Raw genomic sequence first — 19,393 nt, forward strand, 5'->3', positions numbered from 1 at the left:
ACCCTTCGCAGCCCGCGCGGGGTGTTCTGCATTTCACAGGCATTTCATGGACCTTCCCATCCTCAATGCGGGCAAGCGTTTCACGCTGCCGCGACCGCCCCTGTCCGCAGACGCGCTGCTGATCGCCCAACTCGCCGAACGCGAGAAGAAGGCGGGCCGCGCCACGGCCATCTTCACAGCCGACGCCAATGACGCGCGACGCCTCATCGACGAGATGGCCTTCTTTGCGCCCGAACTGCGCTGCGCCCTCTTCCCCGACTGGGAAACGCTGCCCTACGACAGCTTTTCCCCGCATCAGGACCTGATCAGCGAACGGCTGGCCACGCTGTGGCGCATCAGCCAGCGAGAGGCCGACGTGGTGCTGGTGCCCGCCACCACTGCGCTCTACCGCCTGGCGCCACCGGCCTTCCTGGCGGGCTACACCTTCCATTTCAAGACCCGGCAGAAGCTGCAGGAGTCCAAGCTGAAGGCGCAGCTCACCCTGGCTGGGTACAGCCATGTGACGCAGGTCGTGAGTCCCGGTGAATACGCCGTGCGCGGCGGGCTGATCGACCTGTTCCCGATGGGCTCGCTGGTGCCCTTTCGCGTCGACCTGTTCGACGACGAAATCGACTCCATCCGCACCTTCGACCCCGATTCACAGCGCAGCCTGTACCCGGTGCCTGAAGTGCGCCTGCTGCCCGGCCGCGAGTTTCCGATGGACGACGACGCGCGCACCCGCTTTCGCAGCCGCTGGCGCGAACTGCTCGAAGGCGACCCGACGCGCAGCCGGATCTACAAGGACATGGGCAACGGCGTTGCGACCGCCGGCATCGAGTACTACCTGCCGCTGTTCTTCGAAGAGACGGCCACGGTGTTCGACTACCTGGGCGCCGAGGCCACCGTGGTGCTCCACGGCGACCTCGAGCCGGCCTTCCAGCATTTCTGGCAAGACACGGCCGAACGCTATCGACTGGTGCGCGGCGACCCCGAACGCCCGGCGCTGCCGCCCGAAGCACTGTTCCTGAGTGCCGACCAGTTCTACCTTCGCGCCAAGCCGCATGCGCAACTGGCAATCCGCGGCGATGCATCGACAGAGACTCCCTACGCCGAATTCGACGTGCTGCCGCCGTTCGCGGTGGTGCGCGGCGCCGACGACCCCCTTACCGGTCTGAAGGCGCACATTGCTGCCACGCCCCATCGCGTGCTGCTGATCGCCGAAAGCGACGGTCGCCGCGAAAGCCTGCTCGACTTCCTGCGCGCAAGCGGCGTGAGCCCGCCGGCCTTCGACTCGCTGGCCGAGTTCGACGCCGAGGGCAGCGAGAAGATCGGCATTGCGACCGCCGCCCTGTCCGCTGGCTTCGCCTGGCGCGAGCGCGGCATCGACTTCGTCACCGAGACCGAGCTGTTCGCCACCGCACCCTCCACGCGGCGGCGCAACAAGCGCCAGGAGCACGTGAGCGACGTCGAGGCCTTAATCAAGGACCTGAGCGAGCTCAACCTGGGCGACCCGGTCGTCCATACCGCGCATGGCATCGGCCGCTACCGCGGTTTGATCAACATGGACCTGGGCCAGGGAAAGGACGCCGCCGGCAACCCGCTGATGCAGGAGATGCTGCACCTGGAATACGCCGACAAGGCCACGCTCTACGTGCCCGTCAGCCAGCTGCATCAGATCAGCCGCTACACCGGCGTGAGCGCGGACGAGGCGCCGCTGCACAAGCTCGGCTCCGGCCAGTGGGAAAAGGCCAAGCGTCGCGCCGCCGAACAGGTGCGCGATTCCGCCGCCGAGCTGCTCAACATCTACGCCCGCCGCGCCGCGCGCCAGGGCCACGCCTTCCGCTACTCGGCCGCCGACTATGAAGTCTTCGCCAACGACTTCGGCTTCGACGAGACAGCCGACCAGAAGGCCGCGATCCACGCCGTGATCCAGGACATGATCTCGCCGCAGCCGATGGACCGCCTGGTTTGTGGCGACGTGGGCTTCGGCAAGACCGAGGTGGCGCTGCGCGCCGCTTTCATCGCCATCACCGGGGGCAAGCAGGTGGCGTTTCTCGCGCCGACCACGCTGCTGGCCGAACAGCACTACCAGACGCTCGTCGACCGCTTCGGCAAGTGGCCGGTGCGTGTGGCCGAGATGAGCCGTTTCCGCTCGGCCAAGGAGATCACCGCAGCGGCCAAGGGACTGGCCGACGGCAGCATCGACATCGTGGTGGGCACGCACAAGCTGCTCTCCCAGACCGTCCAGTTCAAGAACCTCGGCCTGCTCATCATCGACGAAGAGCACCGCTTCGGCGTGCGCCACAAGGAGGCGATGAAGGCGATGCGCGCCGAGGTCGACGTGCTCACGCTCACGGCCACGCCGATTCCGCGCACGCTGGGCATGGCGCTCGAAGGCCTGCGCGACCTGAGTGTGATCGCCACCGCGCCGCAGCGGCGCCTCGCCATCAAGACCTTCGTGCGCACCGAGGGCAACGGCGTGATCCGCGAGGCCGTGCTGCGTGAGTTGAAGCGCGGCGGGCAGGTCTACTTCCTGCACAACGAGGTCGAGACCATCGAGAACCGGCGGCAGAAGCTCGAAGAGATCCTTCCGGAAGCCCGCATCGCCGTGGCCCATGGCCAGATGCCCGAGCGCGAGCTGGAACGCGTGATGCGCGACTTCGTGGCGCAGCGCTACAACATCCTCCTGTGCTCGACCATCATCGAGACCGGTATCGACGTGCCGACGGCCAACACCATCGTGATGAGCCGCGCCGACAAGTTCGGCCTGGCGCAGTTGCACCAGCTGCGCGGGCGCGTCGGGCGCAGCCATCACCAGGCCTACGCCTACCTGATGGTGCCGGACATCGAAGGCCTGACCAAGCAAGCTGCCCAGCGGCTGGAGGCGATCCAGCAGATGGAGGAACTGGGTTCGGGCTTCTACCTCGCGATGCACGACCTGGAAATACGCGGCACCGGCGAGGTACTGGGCGAAAACCAGAGCGGCAACATGATGGAGATCGGCTTCCAGCTCTACAACGAGATGCTCAGCGAGGCGGTGGCCGCCCTCAAGGCCGGCCGTGAACCCGACCTGCTGTCGCCGCTCAACGTCACGACCGAGATCAACCTGCACGCCCCTGCCCTGCTGCCCGACGACTATTGCGGCGACGTGCACCTGCGGCTGTCGTTCTACAAGAAGCTCGCAACCGCCAAGACACCCGCGCAGATCGACGGGCTGCTCGAGGAGATCGTCGACCGCTTCGGCAAGCTGCCGACGCAGGCGCAGACGCTCATTGACGTGCACCGCCTGCGCGTGCTGGCGCGCCCCTATGGCGTGGTGAAGGTCGACGCGGCGCCGGGCGTGATCCATATCACCTTCAAGAAAGATCCGCCGATCGATTCGATGGCGATCATCCAACTGATCCAGAAGAACAAGCACATCAAGCTGGCAGGCAACGAGAAGCTGCGCATCGAGCGAGAGCTCAAAGAGCCCAAGGACCGCGCACAGATGGTGCGCGACGTGCTGCGCAGCCTCGGCCAACCCAAGACCCAACAGGAACCCGTCCTCGTATGAGCTTCACCGAATTCGCACCCGGCCTCGTGGTGCAGCGCTTCACGCCGCCGCTCGCGCTCGCCGATTTCAAGCTCATCGCGTTCGACATGGACTCGACGCTGATCAACATCGAATGCATCGACGAGATCGCCGATGCGGTCGGCAAGAAGGCCGAGGTCGCGGCCATCACCGAAGCCACGATGCGCGGCGAGATCAAGGACTTCAAGGAAAGCCTCACGCGCCGCGTGGCGCTGCTCGAAGGCGTGACGGTCGGCGCGCTGCAGGAGGTCTACGACGCGCGGCTGCGCCTGAACCCGGGCGCGTCCGAACTGGTGGCCGCCTGCAAGGCAGCCGGCCTCAAGATCCTTCTGGTTTCGGGCGGCTTCACCTTCTTCGCGGACCGGGTGAAGGCGCGGCTGGGCATCGACTTCGCCCGATCGAATCTGCTCGAAGAAGCCGGTGGACGACTCACGGGCAAGGTGGTGACGCAGAGCTGGGGTGACATCTGCGACGGCGCGGAGAAGCGTCGCACCTTGCTGGAAGTGGCGTCGCTGCTGGGCATTTCGACGGCGCAGACCATGGCGGTCGGCGACGGCGCAAACGACCTGCCGATGATGGCCGAGGCCGGCCTGTCGGTCGCCTTCCATGCCAAGCCGAAGGTGCGCGAGCAGGCGATGGTGGCGATCAACGAAGGCGGTCTGGATCGGCTGCTCGACGTGGTGCGGGCCTGAAACAGGCGCGGCAATACGCGCGAAGACGGACCAGGCTTCGGTCAGTCGTCGAAGCCGTCGTCTTCCGGATGCGGTGCCCGACGCTCGCCCACCATGCCTTCGGGCCGCGGCTTGAACTGGGCCGGCTTGGCCAGGATCTCGACGTAGAACTTCGTCCCCTCCGCCGCTGCCACGCCATCCATCAGCTTGGCCAGCGCGCCCAGGTGCACCGATTCCGCAACCTCTTCGGTCGCACCGAAGCGGCAGTCGAACTCCCAGTAATCGGAGCCCTTGGGCGGCACACGCCGGCGTTCGCGCTGGACATACTTGCGGATTTCGTGCTTGATGGCTTCGAGGACGCGGTCGGGATGCTTGCCTTCAGGGCGGAGTTGAAACGTTTTTTTCATGGGTGATCGTAACTTGGGGGTGGGATGGCGTCGCCGGCTGTGTACAGTCGGCGCTCAATTCGAAAGCAGGGGTAGCAATCTATGGCACGCGCAAACGACTGGGCAAGCAAGGTGATGGCGCTGATCAACGGCGGCAACGCCACGGCCGCGATCGCACAGATCAAGGTGGCGCCGAGCGTGAAGGACCTCAAGGCCCTTCAAACCATCATGACGCTCTCGCGCCTGACCGGAAAGTACCGCAACGTCGATGCGGCGATTGCGGAGAACCTGGAACTGCTCTCCGCACCCAGGCTGCACCGCTCGCCGTAAGACGGGTCAGAGCGCCTTGCCCAGGCGGGCGATGCCTTCTTCGATCTTCTCGACGTTGGCGGTGGCAAAGCTCAGGCGCAGGGTGGCCACGTCAGGGTTCTCGGCGAAAAACGGCGCACCGGGCACGAAGGCCACGAGTTGCGCAATGGCGCGTTGGGCCAGCACGTTGGCGTCGGCCAGCTTGCCGTTGGCGCCCGTCAGGCGCGCCCAGAAGAACAGGCCGCCCGCCGGTTGGGTAAAGCTGATGGCATCGCCCAGTTCACGCTGGAGCGCAGCGCCCATGGCCTGGGCGCGCTCGCCATAGACCTTGCGCACGTGGGCCAGCGTGGCGGGCATGCGACCGCTCTGCAGGTATTGCGCTGCGGTGGCCTGGGCGAAGGTGCTGGTGTGCGCGTCGCTGAACTGCTTGCACATGGTGGCCTTGGCCAGCAGTTCGGCCGGCGCGATCATCCAGCCGATCCGCAGGCCGGGGCTCAGCACCTTGCTCAGGCTGCCGCAATGCGCGATGAATTCGCGGCTGCCAGGCACCGACTGGCTCAGCGACAGGATCGATGGTGGCGGGGCTTCGCCGAAATACAGGTCGCCGTACGGATCGTCCTCGACGATCAGCGTCTGGTACTTCACCGCCATCTCCAGCACCTTCTTGCGGCGCTCCAGGCTGAGCATGGCACCGCTCGGGTTGCCGAAGGTCGGGATCAGGTAGACGAACTTGGGCTTGTGTTCGGCGATGAGCTTCTCCAGCTCATCGGTCTTCACGCCGTTGGCATCGACCGGCGCGCTGATGAGATGTGCGCCGTACAGGCGGAAACACTGGATGGTGGCCAGGAAGGTGGGGCCTTCGACGATCACCTTGTCGCCCGGCGAAATCATGGTCTTGCCCAGCAGGTCGAGCGCCTGCTGGCTGCCGGTGGTGACGATCAGGCCGCTGGGGTCGACCTCGACACCCTTGGTTTTCATGAAGGCCGAGAGTTGCTTGCGCAACGGTTCGTAGCCTTCGGTCGCCCCGTACTGCAGCGCGCCGCCGGCTTCCTGGTCGAGCGCGCGGTTCGCCGCTTCCTTCAGGCCCTTGACGTCGAACATCGCACTGTCGGGGAAACCACCCGCAAAGCTGATGATGCCCGGCGTTCCGAGCAGCTTGAACAGCTCGCGGATGGCAGAGGTTTCGACGTTGTCGAGGCGGGAAGCGAATTGCATGGGAAGGGCTCTCTCTTGAACAGCTGCCATTGTCGCGCAGCCCGGTTTGCCGGGCGCGCGGCTGTGGCTTTCAACCGCCGTTTTCAGCCACGGATGTCGGCGATGAACTTCTGCGCGCGGGGGTGCTGCGGCGTTTGGAAAAAAGCGTCAGGCGTGCCACGCTCGAGCACGCGACCCGCGTCCAGGAACCAGACGGTGTCGGCCACTTCGCGGGCGAAACCCATCTCGTGCGTCACGCAGACCATCGTCATGCCCTGTCGCGCGAGGTCTTTCATGACGGCGAGCACCTCGCCCACCATTTCAGGGTCGAGCGCACTGGTGGGTTCGTCGAACAGGATGAGCGGGGGCTGCATGGCCAGCGTGCGCGCGATCGCCACGCGCTGCTGCTGGCCTCCAGAAAGCTCGCCGGGGAAGCGCTCGGCCTTCTCTGCCAGACCCACCCGCGCGAGCAGCGCCTGCGCCATCTCCCTCGCCTCGCTTTTCGACGTGCCTCGCACCTGCATGGGCGCGAGCATCACGTTGTCGAGCGCGCTCAGGTGCGGGAACAGGTTGAACTGCTGGAACACGAAGCCGATGCCGGTGCGCAGGCGGTTGAGGTCGGTGCCCGGCGCATGCACGTCGTTGCCATTCACGCGGATGGTGCCGCTGTCGATCGCTTCGAGCCGATTGACGGTGCGGATGAGGGTCGACTTGCCGGAGCCCGAGGGGCCGCAGACCACCACGACCTCGCCCGCCTTGACTTCGGCCGTGATGCCGTCGATGACCGTCGTGGCACCGAAGGACTTGCGGACCTGGATGAACTCGAGCATCGACGTCATTTCGACTTTCTCCTCAGGCCGGCCGGCTGCGGCGCGCCGCGGTGATGCGCCGCTCCACCTGCTCGACCCCACGGCTGAGCGAGAAGCAGACGATGAAATAGGTGATCGCCAACAGTGCGTAGACCTCGAAAGGCCGGGTCAGTAGCTGGCCGTTGACCTGGTAGGCAGCGTTGGTGAGCTCATCCACGCCGATCACGTAGGCCAGCGACGTGTTCTTCACCACCACCACGAACTGGTTGAGCATGCTGGGGATCATGTTGTAGAGCGCCTGCGGCAGGATGACCTTGCGCAGCGTCGTCCAGTAGCCCATGCCGAGCGTGCGTGCGGCCTCCTGCTGGCCACGCGGCAGCGCGACGATCCCGGCACGCACGATCTCGCCGAGGTAGGCGCTTTCATAGACGACCAGGGCCACCAGCATCATCGCGGTGGCGCTGACGCCGCCGCCGGTGAGCATCGGCACCGCAAAATAGGCCCAGAACACGAGCAGCAGCAGCGGCAGCCCGCGGATCGAGTTGGCGTACGCAGCGGCGGCCCAGCCCACCCACCGGTACGGCGACGTGCGCGCAATGCCCACGAGCACCGCGAGCGGGAACGACAGCAGCAACGCAGCGGCCGCCAGGATCAGCGTCATCGCGAGGCCACCGAGCGGGCCTTGCGGGTACTGGCCGATCAACAGGATCAGGCCATAGTCGCGCAGGATGTCGAACATGTTCAGTGCCTCGCGGCAGAAAAGCGCCGGCTGGCATAGGCGCCCACGCCCATGATGAGCCAGGAAATCGCGAGATAGCAGGCCGAGGCGATCACGAACGCCTCGAAGGTGCGATAGGTCTCGTTTTCGATCTGCCGCGTCGCGTGCATCAGGTCGGCCACGCCCACGGTCATGGCCAGGCTCGTCGCCTTGAACAGCGCCAGCGTCTGGTTGACCAGCGGCGGCAGCGCAGCCCGCAGCGCCTGCGGCAGCAGGATGTGCATCAGCGACTGGCGGTAGTTCATGCCCAGCGAGCGCGCCGCGTCGGCCTGCCCGCGCGGCAGCGAGCGCAATCCGCTGCGCAAGTCTTCGCTCATGTAGGCAGCGGCGTAGAGCGTGAGCGCGATGCACGACAGAACGAACTCGCCATCGTGCCGGTTCACCCACTGCTGCATCGCCTTGGGCAGCAGCTGCGGGACGCCGAAGTACCAGACGAAGATCTGCACCAGCCCGGGCACGTTGCGGTGGTATTCGACAAAGAGCCAGACCGCACGCTGTGCCCATGGCCCCGCCGCGCTGCGCACGGCCATCAGCAGCGACGCCAGAATCATCGCCAGCACCCAGCTGATGGCGAACAGTTTGGCCGTGACGCCAAGACCATGCAGGAGCAGCGTCGCATAGTCCGGGTTGGCGAGCAGCAGGTCTTTCATGGCGTCTTCAGCAGAATGGCGATGCGCGGTCGAACGGCAGCCTGCGCTTACTGCGCGAAGGTCGAAATCGGCGTGAGCTTCTTCTCACGCGCAAACGCAAAGCGCGTGTTCGGGCCGTACCACTTGGTCCACAGCGTATCGATCTCGCCGGCCTTCTCCATGTCTTCCAGCGTCTTGTTGACCGCGGCCAGCAGCGCGGGCTCGTCCTTCTTCACGCCCAGCGCCGTCGGCTCCCAGGCCAGGCTGTCGTTGATGAAGACAGCTTCACCCTTGGACTCGGCCAGGTAGCGCAGGCCGGCCGTGTGCGACGTCGAAAAGCCGTCGACCTTGTCCTGCATGAGGGCCAGGTAGGCGGACGGGCCGTCCTGGTAGGTGACGATTTCGGTCTTGGGCAGACCACGGCGGGCGAAGATCTCGGTGGTGGCGCTCTTGACCGCACTCACCCGCTTGTCGGCCAGCTTGGCGAAGCTGTCGATGCCGGCGCTCTTCTTGACCATCACGCGGATCGGCACCTGGTAGTGCGCCGCCGTGAACGCGACCTGCTGGGCGCGCTCCTTGGTGTAGCCCAGCGCAGCCGACACCAGGTCGACACGGCCGGTGGACAGTTCGGGAATGCGCTGCTCGATCGACAGGCCCTTGTGCTCCAGCTTCAGGCCCATGTGCTTGGCAATGGCCGCGCACATGTCCACGTCGAAGCCGACGATCTGGCGGGTCTGCGGGTCCTGGAAGCCCAGCGGCTCGGTCGTGGTCAGCGTGCCGCAGACCAGCGTGCCGCGCGCCTTCATGTCGGCGAGTTGGTCAGCGTGGGCACCCAGGGATGCAAGGACCGTGAGTGCGGCCAGCGCGAAGCGGACGGTGGTAGCAGGCAGTTTCATCGAAGCTCCAGGAGGTGGTGGTGAGGAACGGGGAAAGGAAACGGAACGAGGAAAGGGAAAATGCGCCAGGATCAGTCGGCCGAACCCGCGGCAGGCCGGGAACTCTCGGCATGAAAGTGCCGCGCGGCTTCGAAGGACTCGGCCAATGCGCCCGCATCACCCAACGCAAGCTGGTGCCGCATCAGCGCCAGCGCGTCGCTCAGGCAATCGATTTCATGGATCAGCGGACGGCGATTGTGGACTGCAATGTCGGCCCAGAGCGCCGCATCGGACGAACCCAGGCGCGTGAATCCAACGAAGCCGGAGCCCTGATAGGCAGGCCATTCACGTGCGTCGGGTCGCGCGGCCAGGCTGTGCAGGTAGGCGTAGGTGAGCACTTGGGGCAGATGGCTGATGGCCGCATACACGGCGTCATGCGCCGATGCAGGCATCGTGGCGACCTGCGCACCAAGCAGCGACCAGAAGGCCTGCGCGGTGTCCAGTGCCGTGCGATCGGTGCCGGCGTCGGGAGTGAGTACGCAGCGCTTGCCCTCGAACAGGCCGGCTTCGGAAGCGGCCCAGCCGTGCAGTGCCTTGCCGGCGATCGGATGGCTCGGCACGAAGCGCGCGACCGCAGCCGGCCCGCCGTGCGCCAGTGCAGCCGCCACCGGTGCCTTGACGCTGGCCACGTCCAGGCAGACCGCACGGCCCGTACCGATCCTCGCACCATGTTCCTCGATGAATTCCACCAGGCAGCCGACCGGTTGGCACAGCACGACCAGGTCGTGGGAGTCGAACAGCGCGCCGCCCTCCTGCGCAATTTCGTCGATCCAGCCTTCGGCGCGAAGACGCTCCAGCAGAGCAGCGTCGGTGTCGAAGCCGGTGATGTGAACGGGACGCCCCATCGCGCGCAGCGCCCGCACGATCGAGCCGCCGATCAGGCCTACGCCGCACACCGCGATGCGGTCGATGCCGGGGAGCGGAAAGAGCGATGGGGATGCCATGGCTGGCAGTGTCCTGTGTCGCGCCTGTGGCTGGCAAATGCCAAAATATGGCAATTCCATAACATTGCGTTAACCCCATGAACCTGCGCCAGATCGAGGTGTTTCGCGCCGTCATGCAGGCCGGCTCGATCTCCGGCGCGGCCGCGGCGCTGCACGTCTCCCAACCCGCGGTCAGCCGCCTGGTGCGCTACCTGGAGGTCAAACTCGGCGTGTCCCTGTTCGAACGCACCGGCAGCCGGCTGCATCCGACGCCGGAGGCCCACGCGCTCAAGCGCGAGGTCGACAGCGCCTACCGCAGCATCGACCGGGTGCGCCACTATGCCGAGCAGCTGCGCTACGGCGTGGCCGACACGCTGCGCATCGCGTCCAACCTGAGCACGGGGTTGGAGCTCGTGCCGCACGCCATCGCCGACATCAAGACGCGCCTGCCGCGGCTGCACATCACGGTGGAAATCGCCACGCATGCGCAGATCACCGACCAGTTGCTCAGCGGCGAGTGCGACATTGGCGTGGTCTCCTTCGTGGAGAGCTTTCACCCGGCCATCAACGTTCATCCGATCGGCGAAGGCGAGGTGCTCTGCGCGATGGCACCCACCCATCCACTGGCCGCACACCGACGCATCACGCTCGACATGCTGCGGCGCCCCGACGTGATTTCCTTCGGGCACGAAACGCCGCATGGCAAGGTGGTCAACACGCTCGTCGGCACCCAGGGCGAGCCGATCACACCCACGGTGGACGTGCGCTATGCCTATGTCGCCTGCAGCATTGCCGCCAGCGGCTGGGGCGTGGCCGTGGTCGACGACATGACCGCACGCCATTGCGAGGGCAGCCGCCTGATGCTGCGCCCGCTGGCACGGCCGGTGCGTTATCAGGCCAGCGCCATGAGCAGCGCCGAGCGTCCTCTCTCCAGCGCAGGGCGAGACATGGTGCAATTGCTGGCCCAGCACTGGGAGGGCACGCGGGGAAGCAGCAAAAAACCCGCGCGCAGCCGAAAGACCCCCACCCCATGAAAAAAGAAAACATCGTCCTCTTCTTCGACACCTTGCGCGCCGCCAATCCGACGCCCGAGACCGAGCTGGAATACACCTCGCCGTTCGAGCTGCTGGCCGCCGTGCTGCTGTCCGCCCAAGCCACCGACGTCGGCGTGAACAAGGCCACGCGCAAGCTTTTTCCGGTGGCCAACACGCCGCAGGCCATCCTCGACCTGGGTGTGGAAGGCCTGGAGGGCTACATCAAGACCATCGGCCTCTACCGCAGCAAGGCCAAGCACCTGATCGAGGCGTGCCGGATGCTGGTCGAGCTACACGGCGGCGAAGTGCCACGAACGCGCGCCGAACTCGAGGCACTGCCGGGCGTGGGCCGCAAGACGGCCAACGTCGTGCTGAACGTGGCCTTCGGCGAGCCGACGATCGCGGTCGACACGCACATCTTCCGCATGGGCAACCGCACCGGGCTGGCGCCGGGCAAGACGCCGCTGGAGGTCGAACTCAAGCTGGAGAAGCGCATTCCGATGGAATACCGGCTGCATGCGCACCACTGGCTGATCCTGCACGGCCGCTATGTATGCGTGGCGCGCAAACCGCGTTGTTGGGAGTGCGCCGTGGCGACCTTCTGCAGTTTCAAGCCAAAGACGCCGGCGCCCAAGGCTTGAGACCGCGCTGCAGGCCATGGACAGGGCCGCCGTTTAGAATGCCGCCCCTTCCCACTCATCGCCTCCCATGAACATCGTCGTCAACGAAGAACTGAAAGCCTACATCGATCCGTTGACGCCGGAGGAATACGAAGCGCTGGAACGCAGCATCCTGACCGAAGGCTGTCGCGACGCGCTGGTGCTGTGGGGCGATGTGCTGGTCGACGGCCACAACCGCTACGGCATCTGCCAGAAGCACGGCATTGCCTTCCAGACCGTGCAGAACACGCGTTTCAAGACGCTGGACGACGTGCACCTCTGGATGATCGACCAGCATCTGGGCCGCCGCAGCGTGTCGGACTTCCTGCGTGGCGTGCTGGCATTGCGCAAAAAAGAGATCGTCGACGCGCGCCGTGCCCAGGCCGCCGAGGCACTGGACCCCAATGACCCGCCGTTCGACATCGATCCTGCCGATGAAACGCTGCCGCCCCAGGCACCGCTCAACAGCCGCGAGGCGATCGCCCGCGCCGCTCGGCTGAGCAGCAGCCAGGTGGTGATGATCGAGAAGATCCAGAAGCAGGCTGCGCCCGAATTGGTGGCGGCAGTCAAGTCGGGGACGATCTCGCTGAATGCCGCGGCGGCCGTGGCCAGCCTGCCGGCCGAGGAGCAGGTGGCCGCCGCCCACGGTGGCAAGGACGAACTCAAGCAGGCGGCCAAACGCGTGCGCGATGCCAAGCGCAAGCCGCGCGAAGCGCAGGCACCCGCCGCCGAAGGCACCGGGTCCGAAGCTGATGACAGCGCTTCGACCGAAGCGCTGGAAGCGCTGCGCAAGCGGGTCGCCGAACTCACCAAGGAAAACGACGCGTTGCGCAAGCAGGTGGCCAATCTGCTGGGCCAGCTGCGCTCTTCCTGAGCACAGGGATACGTCGGCAAGATCGCACGCGGCCCGAACGAGTACCAAAGACCTCCAACGTCGCCGGACTGGCAAATCTGCCACAAAGAGTTCACAAAGGATTCACGTTTCAGGGTAGCAAAGGCAGCCGCAGAAGCGGATAAATGGGAGCGTGAGCTCTCGAACCCCTTACCGCCCTGCCCTCGACCGCTTGCCCCGGGTGCCGGGCAGCGCCACCCCCTCCCTGCGTCTCCAGGACGTGCTGCTGGTGCTGCTGTGTGTGCTGCTGAGTGCCTGGCTGGCGCACTACGGCGCCCACAGTGCGCAGCGGCCACTCGCCAAGGCGTTGACCGACCGGTATTTCGAGATCGACGGACAGACGCTGCGCGACAGCCTCTGGCGTGCGCAGGACGGGCAGACCCAGTTCGGCGTGCTGCGCAATGCGTCGCGCTGGCACGTGGTCACCCCGTTGCCGCTCGACAGCGCCCCGGCCTCCGGCATGCAGCCCATGCGCGCGGGAGCGCCACAGCCTGCGCACCTGACGCGCGTGGAGCAGGCGCTCGAATTTGCAAACGGCACGGGCAGCATCGTGTCAGCCGATCTTCCCGCGATCGTCGCGGCCATGCGTGAAAGCGCCGCGTGCGACTGCACGATTGCACGTCCACGCATCGGCTTGAGCGTCAGTCCCGTGGCCCGGCTCGGCGACTACACCCCTGCCACCACGATGTCGCTCTCGCGCGCCCTGATGGCGATGTCCGCCTGGCTCGGCACGGCGCTGCTGGTTGCGCTGGCGATCGCCATGGTGCTGACCGTCGTGCTGCATGCGCGCAGCAACCAGCGTGGCGCCGACGTGTTCATGTTCTGGGCAGTGATCGGCGTCAGCGCGCTGGGGCCGCTGTCGATGCTGCTGGACTGGGCCTCGTTCGAGGCCATGGGCCACGCTTTCCTGCGCTGAATTCAGTTGCGCGCGCCGCTGCTGCGCTCCACCACCGACCACGCGCCGCAGGCAACACCCGCCACGGGCCATGCGTCGGCGCTCGCCGGCAGGCGCACGCCCCGCTGCAGCAGGGTGACGGCACGGATGACACCGGCATGGGTGATCCACAACGCGTCGTGTCCCGATGCACACCATTCGTCCCACGCGGCGCCGACGCGCTGCATGAACGTGCGCGTGCTTTCGCCACCGCGACCCGGCCGTGCATCGCAGAAGTCAGCGGCCCAGGCATCGATCTCGGCACGAGGAATGGCCTGCCACGGGCGCCCCTCCCAGTCGCCGAAGTCCAGTTCAGCCAGGCGCGGGTCCACGCGCGGCACAGCCAGGTCCGCACGCCTGTGCGCAAGCGCTGCGGCCAGTTGCGTGCAGCGTTGCAATGGCGAGGTACGCACCTCGATCCCGATGGACAGCGACGGTGCCATGGCCGCCGCAGCCCGCTGGGTTGCATCGGCCTGGGCCGCGAAGTCGGTCGTGCCGTAGCACAGGCCGGTAGGCGCATCGACCGGCGCGTGGCGCAGCAGCCAGAGCTTCACAGCCGTGCTGCCAAGGCCAGGTAGATGGCGAGTTCAGCAACCTGCTGTGTCGCCCCCAGGCAGTCGCCCGTGAAACCGCCCAGCCGACGCCGGAACCGCGCGGCCATCAGCACGGTGACCACGGCAGCGCCCAGGAGCGCCGTCACGCCATGGCCGATGCCATGCACGGCCACGAGCAGCACCGCAACCGGCAACGACCAGCACAGCGCGATGCCAAGGGCTGGCAAGCTGAGCGCATGGGCCATCGGCTTGGCCTTGCCGCCATCGCCGCCCACGTAAGGCAGCGCACGCATCACGCCCAGCGGCGCGAGCCGCGACAGCACATGCGCGGCCAGCACGGCGACACAGGCCGGCCCTGCCCCCTGAAGCGTCAGGGCGACGAGCAGCGCGGCCTTCAGACCCAGGGCCAGCACGAGCGCGATGGCGCCAAAGGCGCCGATGCGCGAGTCCTTCATGATTTCCAGCGCACGTTCGCGTTGCGAGCTGCCGCCCAGTCCGTCAGCGACGTCGGCCAGCCCGTCTTCGTGGAAGGCACCGGTGAGCAGCACGGTCGCGACCATGCACAGCATCGCCGCCACCGGCGCGGGCCACGCGGCCAGCGCTGCGCCGAACACCAGCGCCCCCCAGGCGCCCACCAGAACACCGACCGCCGGGAAGTACGCCGCGCTTGCCTGCAGCATGGCCGGGCTGTAACCCACCCACTGCGCCAGACGGCCGGTGACCGGAATGCGTGTGAAGAACTGCAGCGCCAACAGGAAGTGGCGCACACCGGAAGCGACGCTCATCGTCCGCCGTGCCCTGAACGCCCGGCGTTGCTCACTCGCCATCCTTGCGCGACACGCCGGCCGAATCGAAGCTCGCCATCTGGTTGAGGATGAGGCACGCCGACTGCAGCAGGGGCCAGGCCAATGCAGCCCCCGAGCCTTCGCCCAGACGCAGGTCGAGCTGGAGCAAAGGTTCCAGCCCCAGGTGTTGCAGCATGAGCGCGTGACCGGGCTCGGTCGAGCGGTGCGCCGCCACGCAGCGCTGTACCACGTTCGGGCGCAACCCTTCGGCCACCAGCACGGCCGCAGTGGCGATGAAGCCGTCGACCACGATCACCCGCCGCTCGCGCGCAGCCTGCAGCACCACGCCGACGAGGGTGGCGATTTCGAACCCCCCGAAGGCCATGAGCGCGTCCAGCGGATGGGTTGCCTGGGCATGCAGCGCCAGCACCTGGCGCAGCACCTGGCGTTTGCGCTCCAGGCCCGCTGTGTCCAGGCCCGTGCCCACGCCACTGCACACGGCAATGTCCAGTCCGGCCAGGCGCGACAGCAGCAACGCCGCTGCGGAAGAATTGCCGATGCCCATTTCACCGAGAAGCAGCGCATTGCCCGGCAATTCGCGCACCAGCGCCATGCCGTTGGCAATGGCGGTCTCGCACTGCATCAGGGTCATGGCCGGGCCGACGGACGAATCGGCCGTCCCTGGTGCTATCTTGCGCACGATCAGGCCCGGGCGCGGCGCGAAGTCGTGCCGCACGCCGCAGTCGACGACCGTCATCGCCAGCCCATGCTGGCGCGCCAGCACGCTGACCGCCGCGCCGCCGGCCAGGAAGTTCTCCACCATCTGCCAGGTGACGTCGCTCGGATAGGCGGACACGCCGCGCAGGGCCAGGCCGTGATCGCCCGCGCAAACGACCATCTGCGGCTGCACCAGCACCGGCGCATCGGTGCCCAGCACGGCGCCCAGGCGCATGGCGAGCGCCTCCAGCTTGCCGAGCGAGCCCACGGGCTTGGTCTTGTTGTCGAGCAATGTCTGCAGACGCTGATCGAGCGCGCTGTCGTGCAGGTCGGGGATCGGGAAAAGAATGGGAAGAGGCATGGGGGTCAGTGCGTGAGTGCGTGCAATGTACCGGGCAGGAAATGGCGGTCGATGAAGTCGGCCAGGCCGTCGAAGACGGCATCCAGCGTCGGGGCGGCGGCGCCGAACAGGGCCTGCAGCACGGCCGGGTCCTCGAACAAGCCGTGCAGGTAAAGGCCCAGCACGTTGCCCTGCCCGTTCTGCCAGGCCAGGCCTTCAGGCATGACCGGTCGGGCGACATCGCCGGCCGCTGCCATGGCCGCATGCGCCGCAGTCTGCCCGTGATGGATTTCATAGCCGCCGACCTGCAGGCCGGCCAGCGGCGCCCAGGCGCCGTCCACCGCGCCGAACGTAGCGGTGCGGTCACGCACGGTCTTGTCGGGCGCGAAAACGGTCACCAGCGGCAGCAGGCCGAGGCCGGGCGCATTGCCGTCGATGCCATGTGGATCGATCAGCGCTTCGCCCAGCATCTGCAGCCCGCCGCAGATGCCCAGCACCGCACCGCCACGCGCCGCATGCGCGGCGACGGCACGGTCCAGCCCCTGCGCGCGCAGCCAGGCCAGGTCACCGCTGGTGTGCTTGGAGCCCGGCAGGATGATCCAGTCGGCGCCGTCAACATCTGCTGGGCTGCGCGCCCAGCGCAGGCGCACACCCGGCACGTTCTTCAGCGGCTGGAACTCGTCGAGGTTGCTGATGCGCGGATAGGCGATGACCGCGATGGTCCGATTCACATCGCCGCTGGCCGTGCTGCGGTCGTCGAACACGCCGTCTTCCTCAGGCAGGCCGTGCTGCCACCACATGGGCAGCGTTGCCACCGTGGGCACGCCGGTGAGCGCCTGCAGCTGTTCGGGCGCTGGCGCGAGCAGGCTCGCGTCGCCCCGAAAACGATTGAGCACAAAGCCCGCGAGCAGCGCGCGGTCCGGCTCGGGCATGAGCGCCCAGGTCCCATAAAGGTGAGCGAAGGCACCGCCGCGATCGATGTCGGTCACCAGAAGGCAGCGCGCCTGCGCATGGCGGGCCACGCGCAGGTTCACGATGTCGCTGGCCATGAGGTTGATCTCGGCGGGCGAGCCTGCGCCCTCGATCACGACCACGTCGTTTTCCGCGCGCAACGCATCCAGCGCCTGCGCGATCTGCGGCCACACGCGTTCGCTGCGTCCACGCCACGGCAAGGCGGTCAGCTCGGCGTTCACCTGCCCGAGCAGCACGACTTGGCTGTGCGTGTCGCGCTCCGGCTTGAGCAGCAGCGGGTTCATGCGCACGTCGGGGCGCGTGCGTGCCGCCAGGGCCTGGAAGTACTGCGCGCTTCCAATCTCGCCGCCTGCGACCACGCGCGCGTTGTTGCTCATGTTCTGCGCCTTGAAGGGGGCGACCTTCAGCCCCTGGCGGGCATACCAGCGGCACAACGCGGTCGCCACCCAGCTTTTGCCAGCACCGCTGGTGGTACCCAGCACCATGACGCAATGCGCCGGGGCGCGCTCCACCTGATCACTCATGCGCCGATTGTCCCCGAGCCGGCGTCGGGACTGCGACCATGACAGAAATTCATTGGATTGCGAATTTCGTGGTCATTGGCATTTTTTTGTGTCTTGGACGCATCCAGTGGGCTTCCCGGCGCGTATTGGATGGTTGGTACAACCTTCCACCTGAGAACTGACAAGCAATGCGTGTGTTGAAAGATATCGCGGTCACCGTCGAAGAACGGGCACCGGGGCAATTTTTCTGGCTTTTGATCGAGGCCGTCGATGAGACGGGTTCCGATGCTCTCCACTACAGAGCGCTGCGCGGTGCGTCCTCCCCCCAACGTTCCTATTCGACGGCACTCACACTCGGTGCGCTCGAACTCAGGCGTACGACGGGAGCCGACGCCAACGGCTGAGGCGGCCGCACCTCCCAGCCACCGCCCAGCGCACGGATCAGCCCCACGGTCGCCTGAAAGCGTGCCGAACGTGCTTGCAGCGCCTGCCGGCGATTGCGCAACTCGCTGCGGCGCGCGTCGAGCAGATCGAGCTGGCTCACCATGCCGTTGCGGTATCTGGAATCTGACAAGGCGGTGGCGCGTCTTGCCGCGGTGACGGCGCGCGCCTGAACCGTCGACTGCGTCTCCAGCAGTCGCAGCGACACCAACTGATCCTCCACCTCGCGAAACGCGACCAGTACCTGTTCCCGGTAGCTGGCCAACGCGCCGTCCAGCCGTGCCGAGGCGCCCTGCACGCCCGCCTCGCGCCGGCCACCGTCGAGCAGCGGCAGCGACAGCAGCGCGCCGATGCCCCAGGAACGCGCCGACCACTTGAACAGGTCACCCAGGTCGGGCGAGGCATAGCCGCCCGCACCGGTGAGCGAGATGCTCGGGAACCACGCCGTTTGCGCAACCCCCAGGCGTGCCTGCGCGGCCATCACGCTTTTCTGGGCGGCCGCCACGTCGGGCCGCCGCTCCAGCACGGACGATGGCAGTCCGGCCGGGATGACCGGCAGCGCAGACGCCCAGTCGGTCGCGGGCAGGCTGAAGGCCGAAGCGCCCTGCCCAGTGAGCACGCCCAGCGCATGCTCGAGCAGCGCACGCTGGCGGTCGAGCGCGACCGCATCGGATTCCGTCGAGGCGAGCTCGGCCTGCACGCGCGCGACGTCGAGTTCGGCCAGATCACCGGCGCGCTGACGGCGTTCGGTGAGCGTCAACGTGCCGCGGTAGGCCTCGACGGTTTCGCGCATCAGCGTGCGTTCGTCGTCCAGTGCGCGCAAGGACAGGTAGGTCTGCGCCACCTCGGCCTGCACCAGCAGGCGCGCACTGCGCAGCAGGGCCTCGCGTGACTGCGCATCCAGCGATGCCGCATCGCTGGCGCCCGACAGGCGACCGAACAAATCGAGTTCGTAGGACACGTTGGCGTTGGCGGTCAGCAGCGTGGCGGGCCGGCCGTCGGTCGTCCGATCGATGCCGGCCTGCCGGCTGGCCCCCGCGCCCACGCCAAGCTGCACCGAGCGATCGGCATCGGCCGTGCGCGCAAGTGCCCGCGCTTCGGCCAGCCGCGCCGCGGCCTGCTGCACGCTGGTGTTGTCGGTGCTGGCGCGCTCGACCAGTGTGTCGAGCACCGGATCGGCGAAGACGTGCCACCACGGGCCGTCGGCCTGAGCCACGGCCACGGGCTGAGCGCCAGCGCCCGCCTGTTCCTTGAACTGGGCCGGCACGTCCGCCACCGGCGGCACGACCGCGCTCGATGCGCAACCGGCCAGCACGAGCGCTGCGACCAGGGGCAGCCAGGCAGCTCGCAGAGAATTGATTTTTTTCATGGAAATGGA

Annotated in this window: 19 protein-coding genes; 7 read left to right on the top strand and 12 right to left on the bottom strand. The window is 67.1% G+C overall.

The features are described 5' to 3' along the window. Positions 1-46 precede the first annotated feature (46 nt). Positions 47-3,532 (top strand): transcription-repair coupling factor, encoded by a 3,486-nt coding sequence (gene mfd / locus J2W36_RS25675; protein WP_307692623.1) that lies wholly within the window; start codon positions 47-49, stop codon positions 3,530-3,532. After that, positions 3,529-4,242: a phosphoserine phosphatase SerB gene (gene serB / locus J2W36_RS25680; protein ID WP_307692624.1), complete on the top strand. Its 714-nt coding sequence runs from the start codon at positions 3,529-3,531 to the stop codon at positions 4,240-4,242. The genes mfd and serB overlap by 4 nt, the downstream gene beginning before the upstream one ends. Before the next feature lie 41 nt (positions 4,243-4,283). Here serB and J2W36_RS25685 read toward each other — a convergent pair whose 3' ends face one another. Then, positions 4,284-4,628, bottom strand: a complete 345-nt coding sequence (locus tag J2W36_RS25685; protein ID WP_307692625.1) for a DUF6172 family protein — start codon at positions 4,626-4,628, stop codon at positions 4,284-4,286. A gap of 81 nt (positions 4,629-4,709) precedes the next feature. Between J2W36_RS25685 and J2W36_RS25690 the strand changes: the two genes are divergently transcribed. Further along, positions 4,710-4,937 carry a hypothetical protein gene (locus J2W36_RS25690; protein ID WP_307692626.1) on the top strand — a complete coding sequence of 76 codons (228 nt, stop codon included), beginning with the start codon at positions 4,710-4,712 and terminating at the stop codon, positions 4,935-4,937. Between the two features lie 6 nt (positions 4,938-4,943). Here J2W36_RS25690 and J2W36_RS25695 read toward each other — a convergent pair whose 3' ends face one another. The 6 genes from J2W36_RS25695 to J2W36_RS25720 all read right to left on the bottom strand — a co-directional run bounded on the left by J2W36_RS25695 (position 4,944) and on the right by J2W36_RS25720 (position 10,205). Continuing rightward, positions 4,944-6,131, bottom strand: coding sequence for an aminotransferase-like domain-containing protein (locus J2W36_RS25695; RefSeq protein ID WP_307692627.1), 1,188 nt, complete (start codon positions 6,129-6,131; stop codon positions 4,944-4,946). An 83-nt stretch (positions 6,132-6,214) separates the two neighbouring features. Beyond that, on the bottom strand, positions 6,215-6,940 hold the full coding sequence (locus J2W36_RS25700; protein ID WP_307692655.1) for an amino acid ABC transporter ATP-binding protein: 726 nt from the start codon (positions 6,938-6,940) through the stop codon (positions 6,215-6,217). Positions 6,941-6,962: 22 nt separating this feature from the next. Further along, positions 6,963-7,658 carry an amino acid ABC transporter permease gene (locus J2W36_RS25705; protein WP_307692628.1) on the bottom strand — a complete coding sequence of 232 codons (696 nt, stop codon included), beginning with the start codon at positions 7,656-7,658 and terminating at the stop codon, positions 6,963-6,965. A gap of 2 nt (positions 7,659-7,660) precedes the next feature. Then, entirely contained in the window at positions 7,661-8,347 is a 687-nt protein-coding gene (locus tag J2W36_RS25710) for an amino acid ABC transporter permease (RefSeq protein ID WP_307692629.1), read from the bottom strand. Positions 8,348-8,394: 47 nt separating this feature from the next. Then, positions 8,395-9,222 (bottom strand): ABC transporter substrate-binding protein, encoded by an 828-nt coding sequence (locus J2W36_RS25715; RefSeq protein WP_307692630.1) that lies wholly within the window; start codon positions 9,220-9,222, stop codon positions 8,395-8,397. Between the two features lie 71 nt (positions 9,223-9,293). Continuing rightward, a complete protein-coding gene (locus J2W36_RS25720) occupies positions 9,294-10,205 on the bottom strand; it encodes a prephenate dehydrogenase (RefSeq protein ID WP_307692631.1) in 912 nt (303 codons plus the stop codon). Between the two features lie 77 nt (positions 10,206-10,282). Between J2W36_RS25720 and J2W36_RS25725 the strand changes: the two genes are divergently transcribed. From J2W36_RS25725 to J2W36_RS25740, 4 genes are all read left to right on the top strand, one after another. After that, entirely contained in the window at positions 10,283-11,218 is a 936-nt protein-coding gene (locus J2W36_RS25725) for a LysR family transcriptional regulator (RefSeq protein WP_307692632.1), read from the top strand. Next, positions 11,215-11,859, top strand: coding sequence for an endonuclease III (gene nth / locus J2W36_RS25730; RefSeq protein ID WP_307692633.1), 645 nt, complete (start codon positions 11,215-11,217; stop codon positions 11,857-11,859). The genes J2W36_RS25725 and nth overlap by 4 nt, the downstream gene beginning before the upstream one ends. A gap of 67 nt (positions 11,860-11,926) precedes the next feature. Continuing rightward, a complete protein-coding gene (locus J2W36_RS25735; protein ID WP_307692634.1) occupies positions 11,927-12,751 on the top strand; it encodes a ParB N-terminal domain-containing protein in 825 nt (274 codons plus the stop codon). Positions 12,752-12,902: 151 nt separating this feature from the next. Then, the gene (locus J2W36_RS25740; RefSeq protein WP_307692635.1) at positions 12,903-13,685 is read left to right on the top strand and encodes a hypothetical protein; all 783 of its coding nucleotides are present in this window, start codon (positions 12,903-12,905) and stop codon (positions 13,683-13,685) included. Positions 13,686-13,687: 2 nt separating this feature from the next. Here the strand turns inward: J2W36_RS25740 and J2W36_RS25745 are convergent, their stop codons facing one another. The 5 genes from J2W36_RS25745 to J2W36_RS25765 form a co-directional block, all read right to left on the bottom strand. Continuing rightward, entirely contained in the window at positions 13,688-14,257 is a 570-nt protein-coding gene (locus J2W36_RS25745; protein ID WP_307692636.1) for a histidine phosphatase family protein, read from the bottom strand. Beyond that, positions 14,254-15,042 (bottom strand): adenosylcobinamide-GDP ribazoletransferase, encoded by a 789-nt coding sequence (gene cobS, locus J2W36_RS25750; protein WP_307692637.1) that lies wholly within the window; start codon positions 15,040-15,042, stop codon positions 14,254-14,256. Before cobS ends, J2W36_RS25745 begins: the two co-directional genes overlap by 4 nt. Before the next feature lie 31 nt (positions 15,043-15,073). Further along, on the bottom strand, positions 15,074-16,120 hold the full coding sequence (cobT, locus tag J2W36_RS25755) for a nicotinate-nucleotide--dimethylbenzimidazole phosphoribosyltransferase (RefSeq protein ID WP_307692638.1): 1,047 nt from the start codon (positions 16,118-16,120) through the stop codon (positions 15,074-15,076). A gap of 5 nt (positions 16,121-16,125) precedes the next feature. Beyond that, on the bottom strand, positions 16,126-17,595 hold the full coding sequence (locus J2W36_RS25760) for a cobyric acid synthase (RefSeq protein WP_307692639.1): 1,470 nt from the start codon (positions 17,593-17,595) through the stop codon (positions 16,126-16,128). 313 nt (positions 17,596-17,908) lie between these two features. After that, positions 17,909-19,384 carry an efflux transporter outer membrane subunit gene (locus J2W36_RS25765; protein ID WP_307692640.1) on the bottom strand — a complete coding sequence of 492 codons (1,476 nt, stop codon included), beginning with the start codon at positions 19,382-19,384 and terminating at the stop codon, positions 17,909-17,911. Between the last annotated feature and the right edge of the window lie 9 nt (positions 19,385-19,393).

This window comes from Variovorax ginsengisoli (assembly GCF_030811835.1).
GTDB classification, from domain to species: domain Bacteria; phylum Pseudomonadota; class Gammaproteobacteria; order Burkholderiales; family Burkholderiaceae_C; genus Variovorax; species Variovorax ginsengisoli_C.

What these genes read in the sequence shown, in the direction of transcription:
- mfd (WP_307692623.1), top strand. Translation starts at nt 47, where the DNA reads ATGGACCTTCCCATCCTCAATGCGGGCAAGCGTTTCACGCTGCCGCGA.
- serB (WP_307692624.1), top strand. Translation starts at nt 3,529, where the DNA reads ATGAGCTTCACCGAATTCGCACCCGGCCTCGTGGTGCAGCGCTTCACG.
- J2W36_RS25685 (WP_307692625.1), bottom strand. Translation starts at nt 4,628, where the DNA reads ATGAAAAAAACGTTTCAACTCCGCCCTGAAGGCAAGCATCCCGACCGC.
- J2W36_RS25690 (WP_307692626.1), top strand. Translation starts at nt 4,710, where the DNA reads ATGGCACGCGCAAACGACTGGGCAAGCAAGGTGATGGCGCTGATCAAC.
- J2W36_RS25695 (WP_307692627.1), bottom strand. Translation starts at nt 6,131, where the DNA reads ATGCAATTCGCTTCCCGCCTCGACAACGTCGAAACCTCTGCCATCCGC.
- J2W36_RS25700 (WP_307692655.1), bottom strand. Translation starts at nt 6,940, where the DNA reads ATGCTCGAGTTCATCCAGGTCCGCAAGTCCTTCGGTGCCACGACGGTC.
- J2W36_RS25705 (WP_307692628.1), bottom strand. Translation starts at nt 7,658, where the DNA reads ATGTTCGACATCCTGCGCGACTATGGCCTGATCCTGTTGATCGGCCAG.
- J2W36_RS25710 (WP_307692629.1), bottom strand. Translation starts at nt 8,347, where the DNA reads ATGAAAGACCTGCTGCTCGCCAACCCGGACTATGCGACGCTGCTCCTG.
- J2W36_RS25715 (WP_307692630.1), bottom strand. Translation starts at nt 9,222, where the DNA reads ATGAAACTGCCTGCTACCACCGTCCGCTTCGCGCTGGCCGCACTCACG.
- J2W36_RS25720 (WP_307692631.1), bottom strand. Translation starts at nt 10,205, where the DNA reads ATGGCATCCCCATCGCTCTTTCCGCTCCCCGGCATCGACCGCATCGCG.
- J2W36_RS25725 (WP_307692632.1), top strand. Translation starts at nt 10,283, where the DNA reads ATGAACCTGCGCCAGATCGAGGTGTTTCGCGCCGTCATGCAGGCCGGC.
- nth (WP_307692633.1), top strand. Translation starts at nt 11,215, where the DNA reads ATGAAAAAAGAAAACATCGTCCTCTTCTTCGACACCTTGCGCGCCGCC.
- J2W36_RS25735 (WP_307692634.1), top strand. Translation starts at nt 11,927, where the DNA reads ATGAACATCGTCGTCAACGAAGAACTGAAAGCCTACATCGATCCGTTG.
- cobS (WP_307692637.1), bottom strand. Translation starts at nt 15,042, where the DNA reads ATGAGCGTCGCTTCCGGTGTGCGCCACTTCCTGTTGGCGCTGCAGTTC.
- cobT (WP_307692638.1), bottom strand. Translation starts at nt 16,120, where the DNA reads ATGCCTCTTCCCATTCTTTTCCCGATCCCCGACCTGCACGACAGCGCG.
- J2W36_RS25760 (WP_307692639.1), bottom strand. Translation starts at nt 17,595, where the DNA reads ATGAGTGATCAGGTGGAGCGCGCCCCGGCGCATTGCGTCATGGTGCTG.
- J2W36_RS25765 (WP_307692640.1), bottom strand. Translation starts at nt 19,384, where the DNA reads ATGAAAAAAATCAATTCTCTGCGAGCTGCCTGGCTGCCCCTGGTCGCA.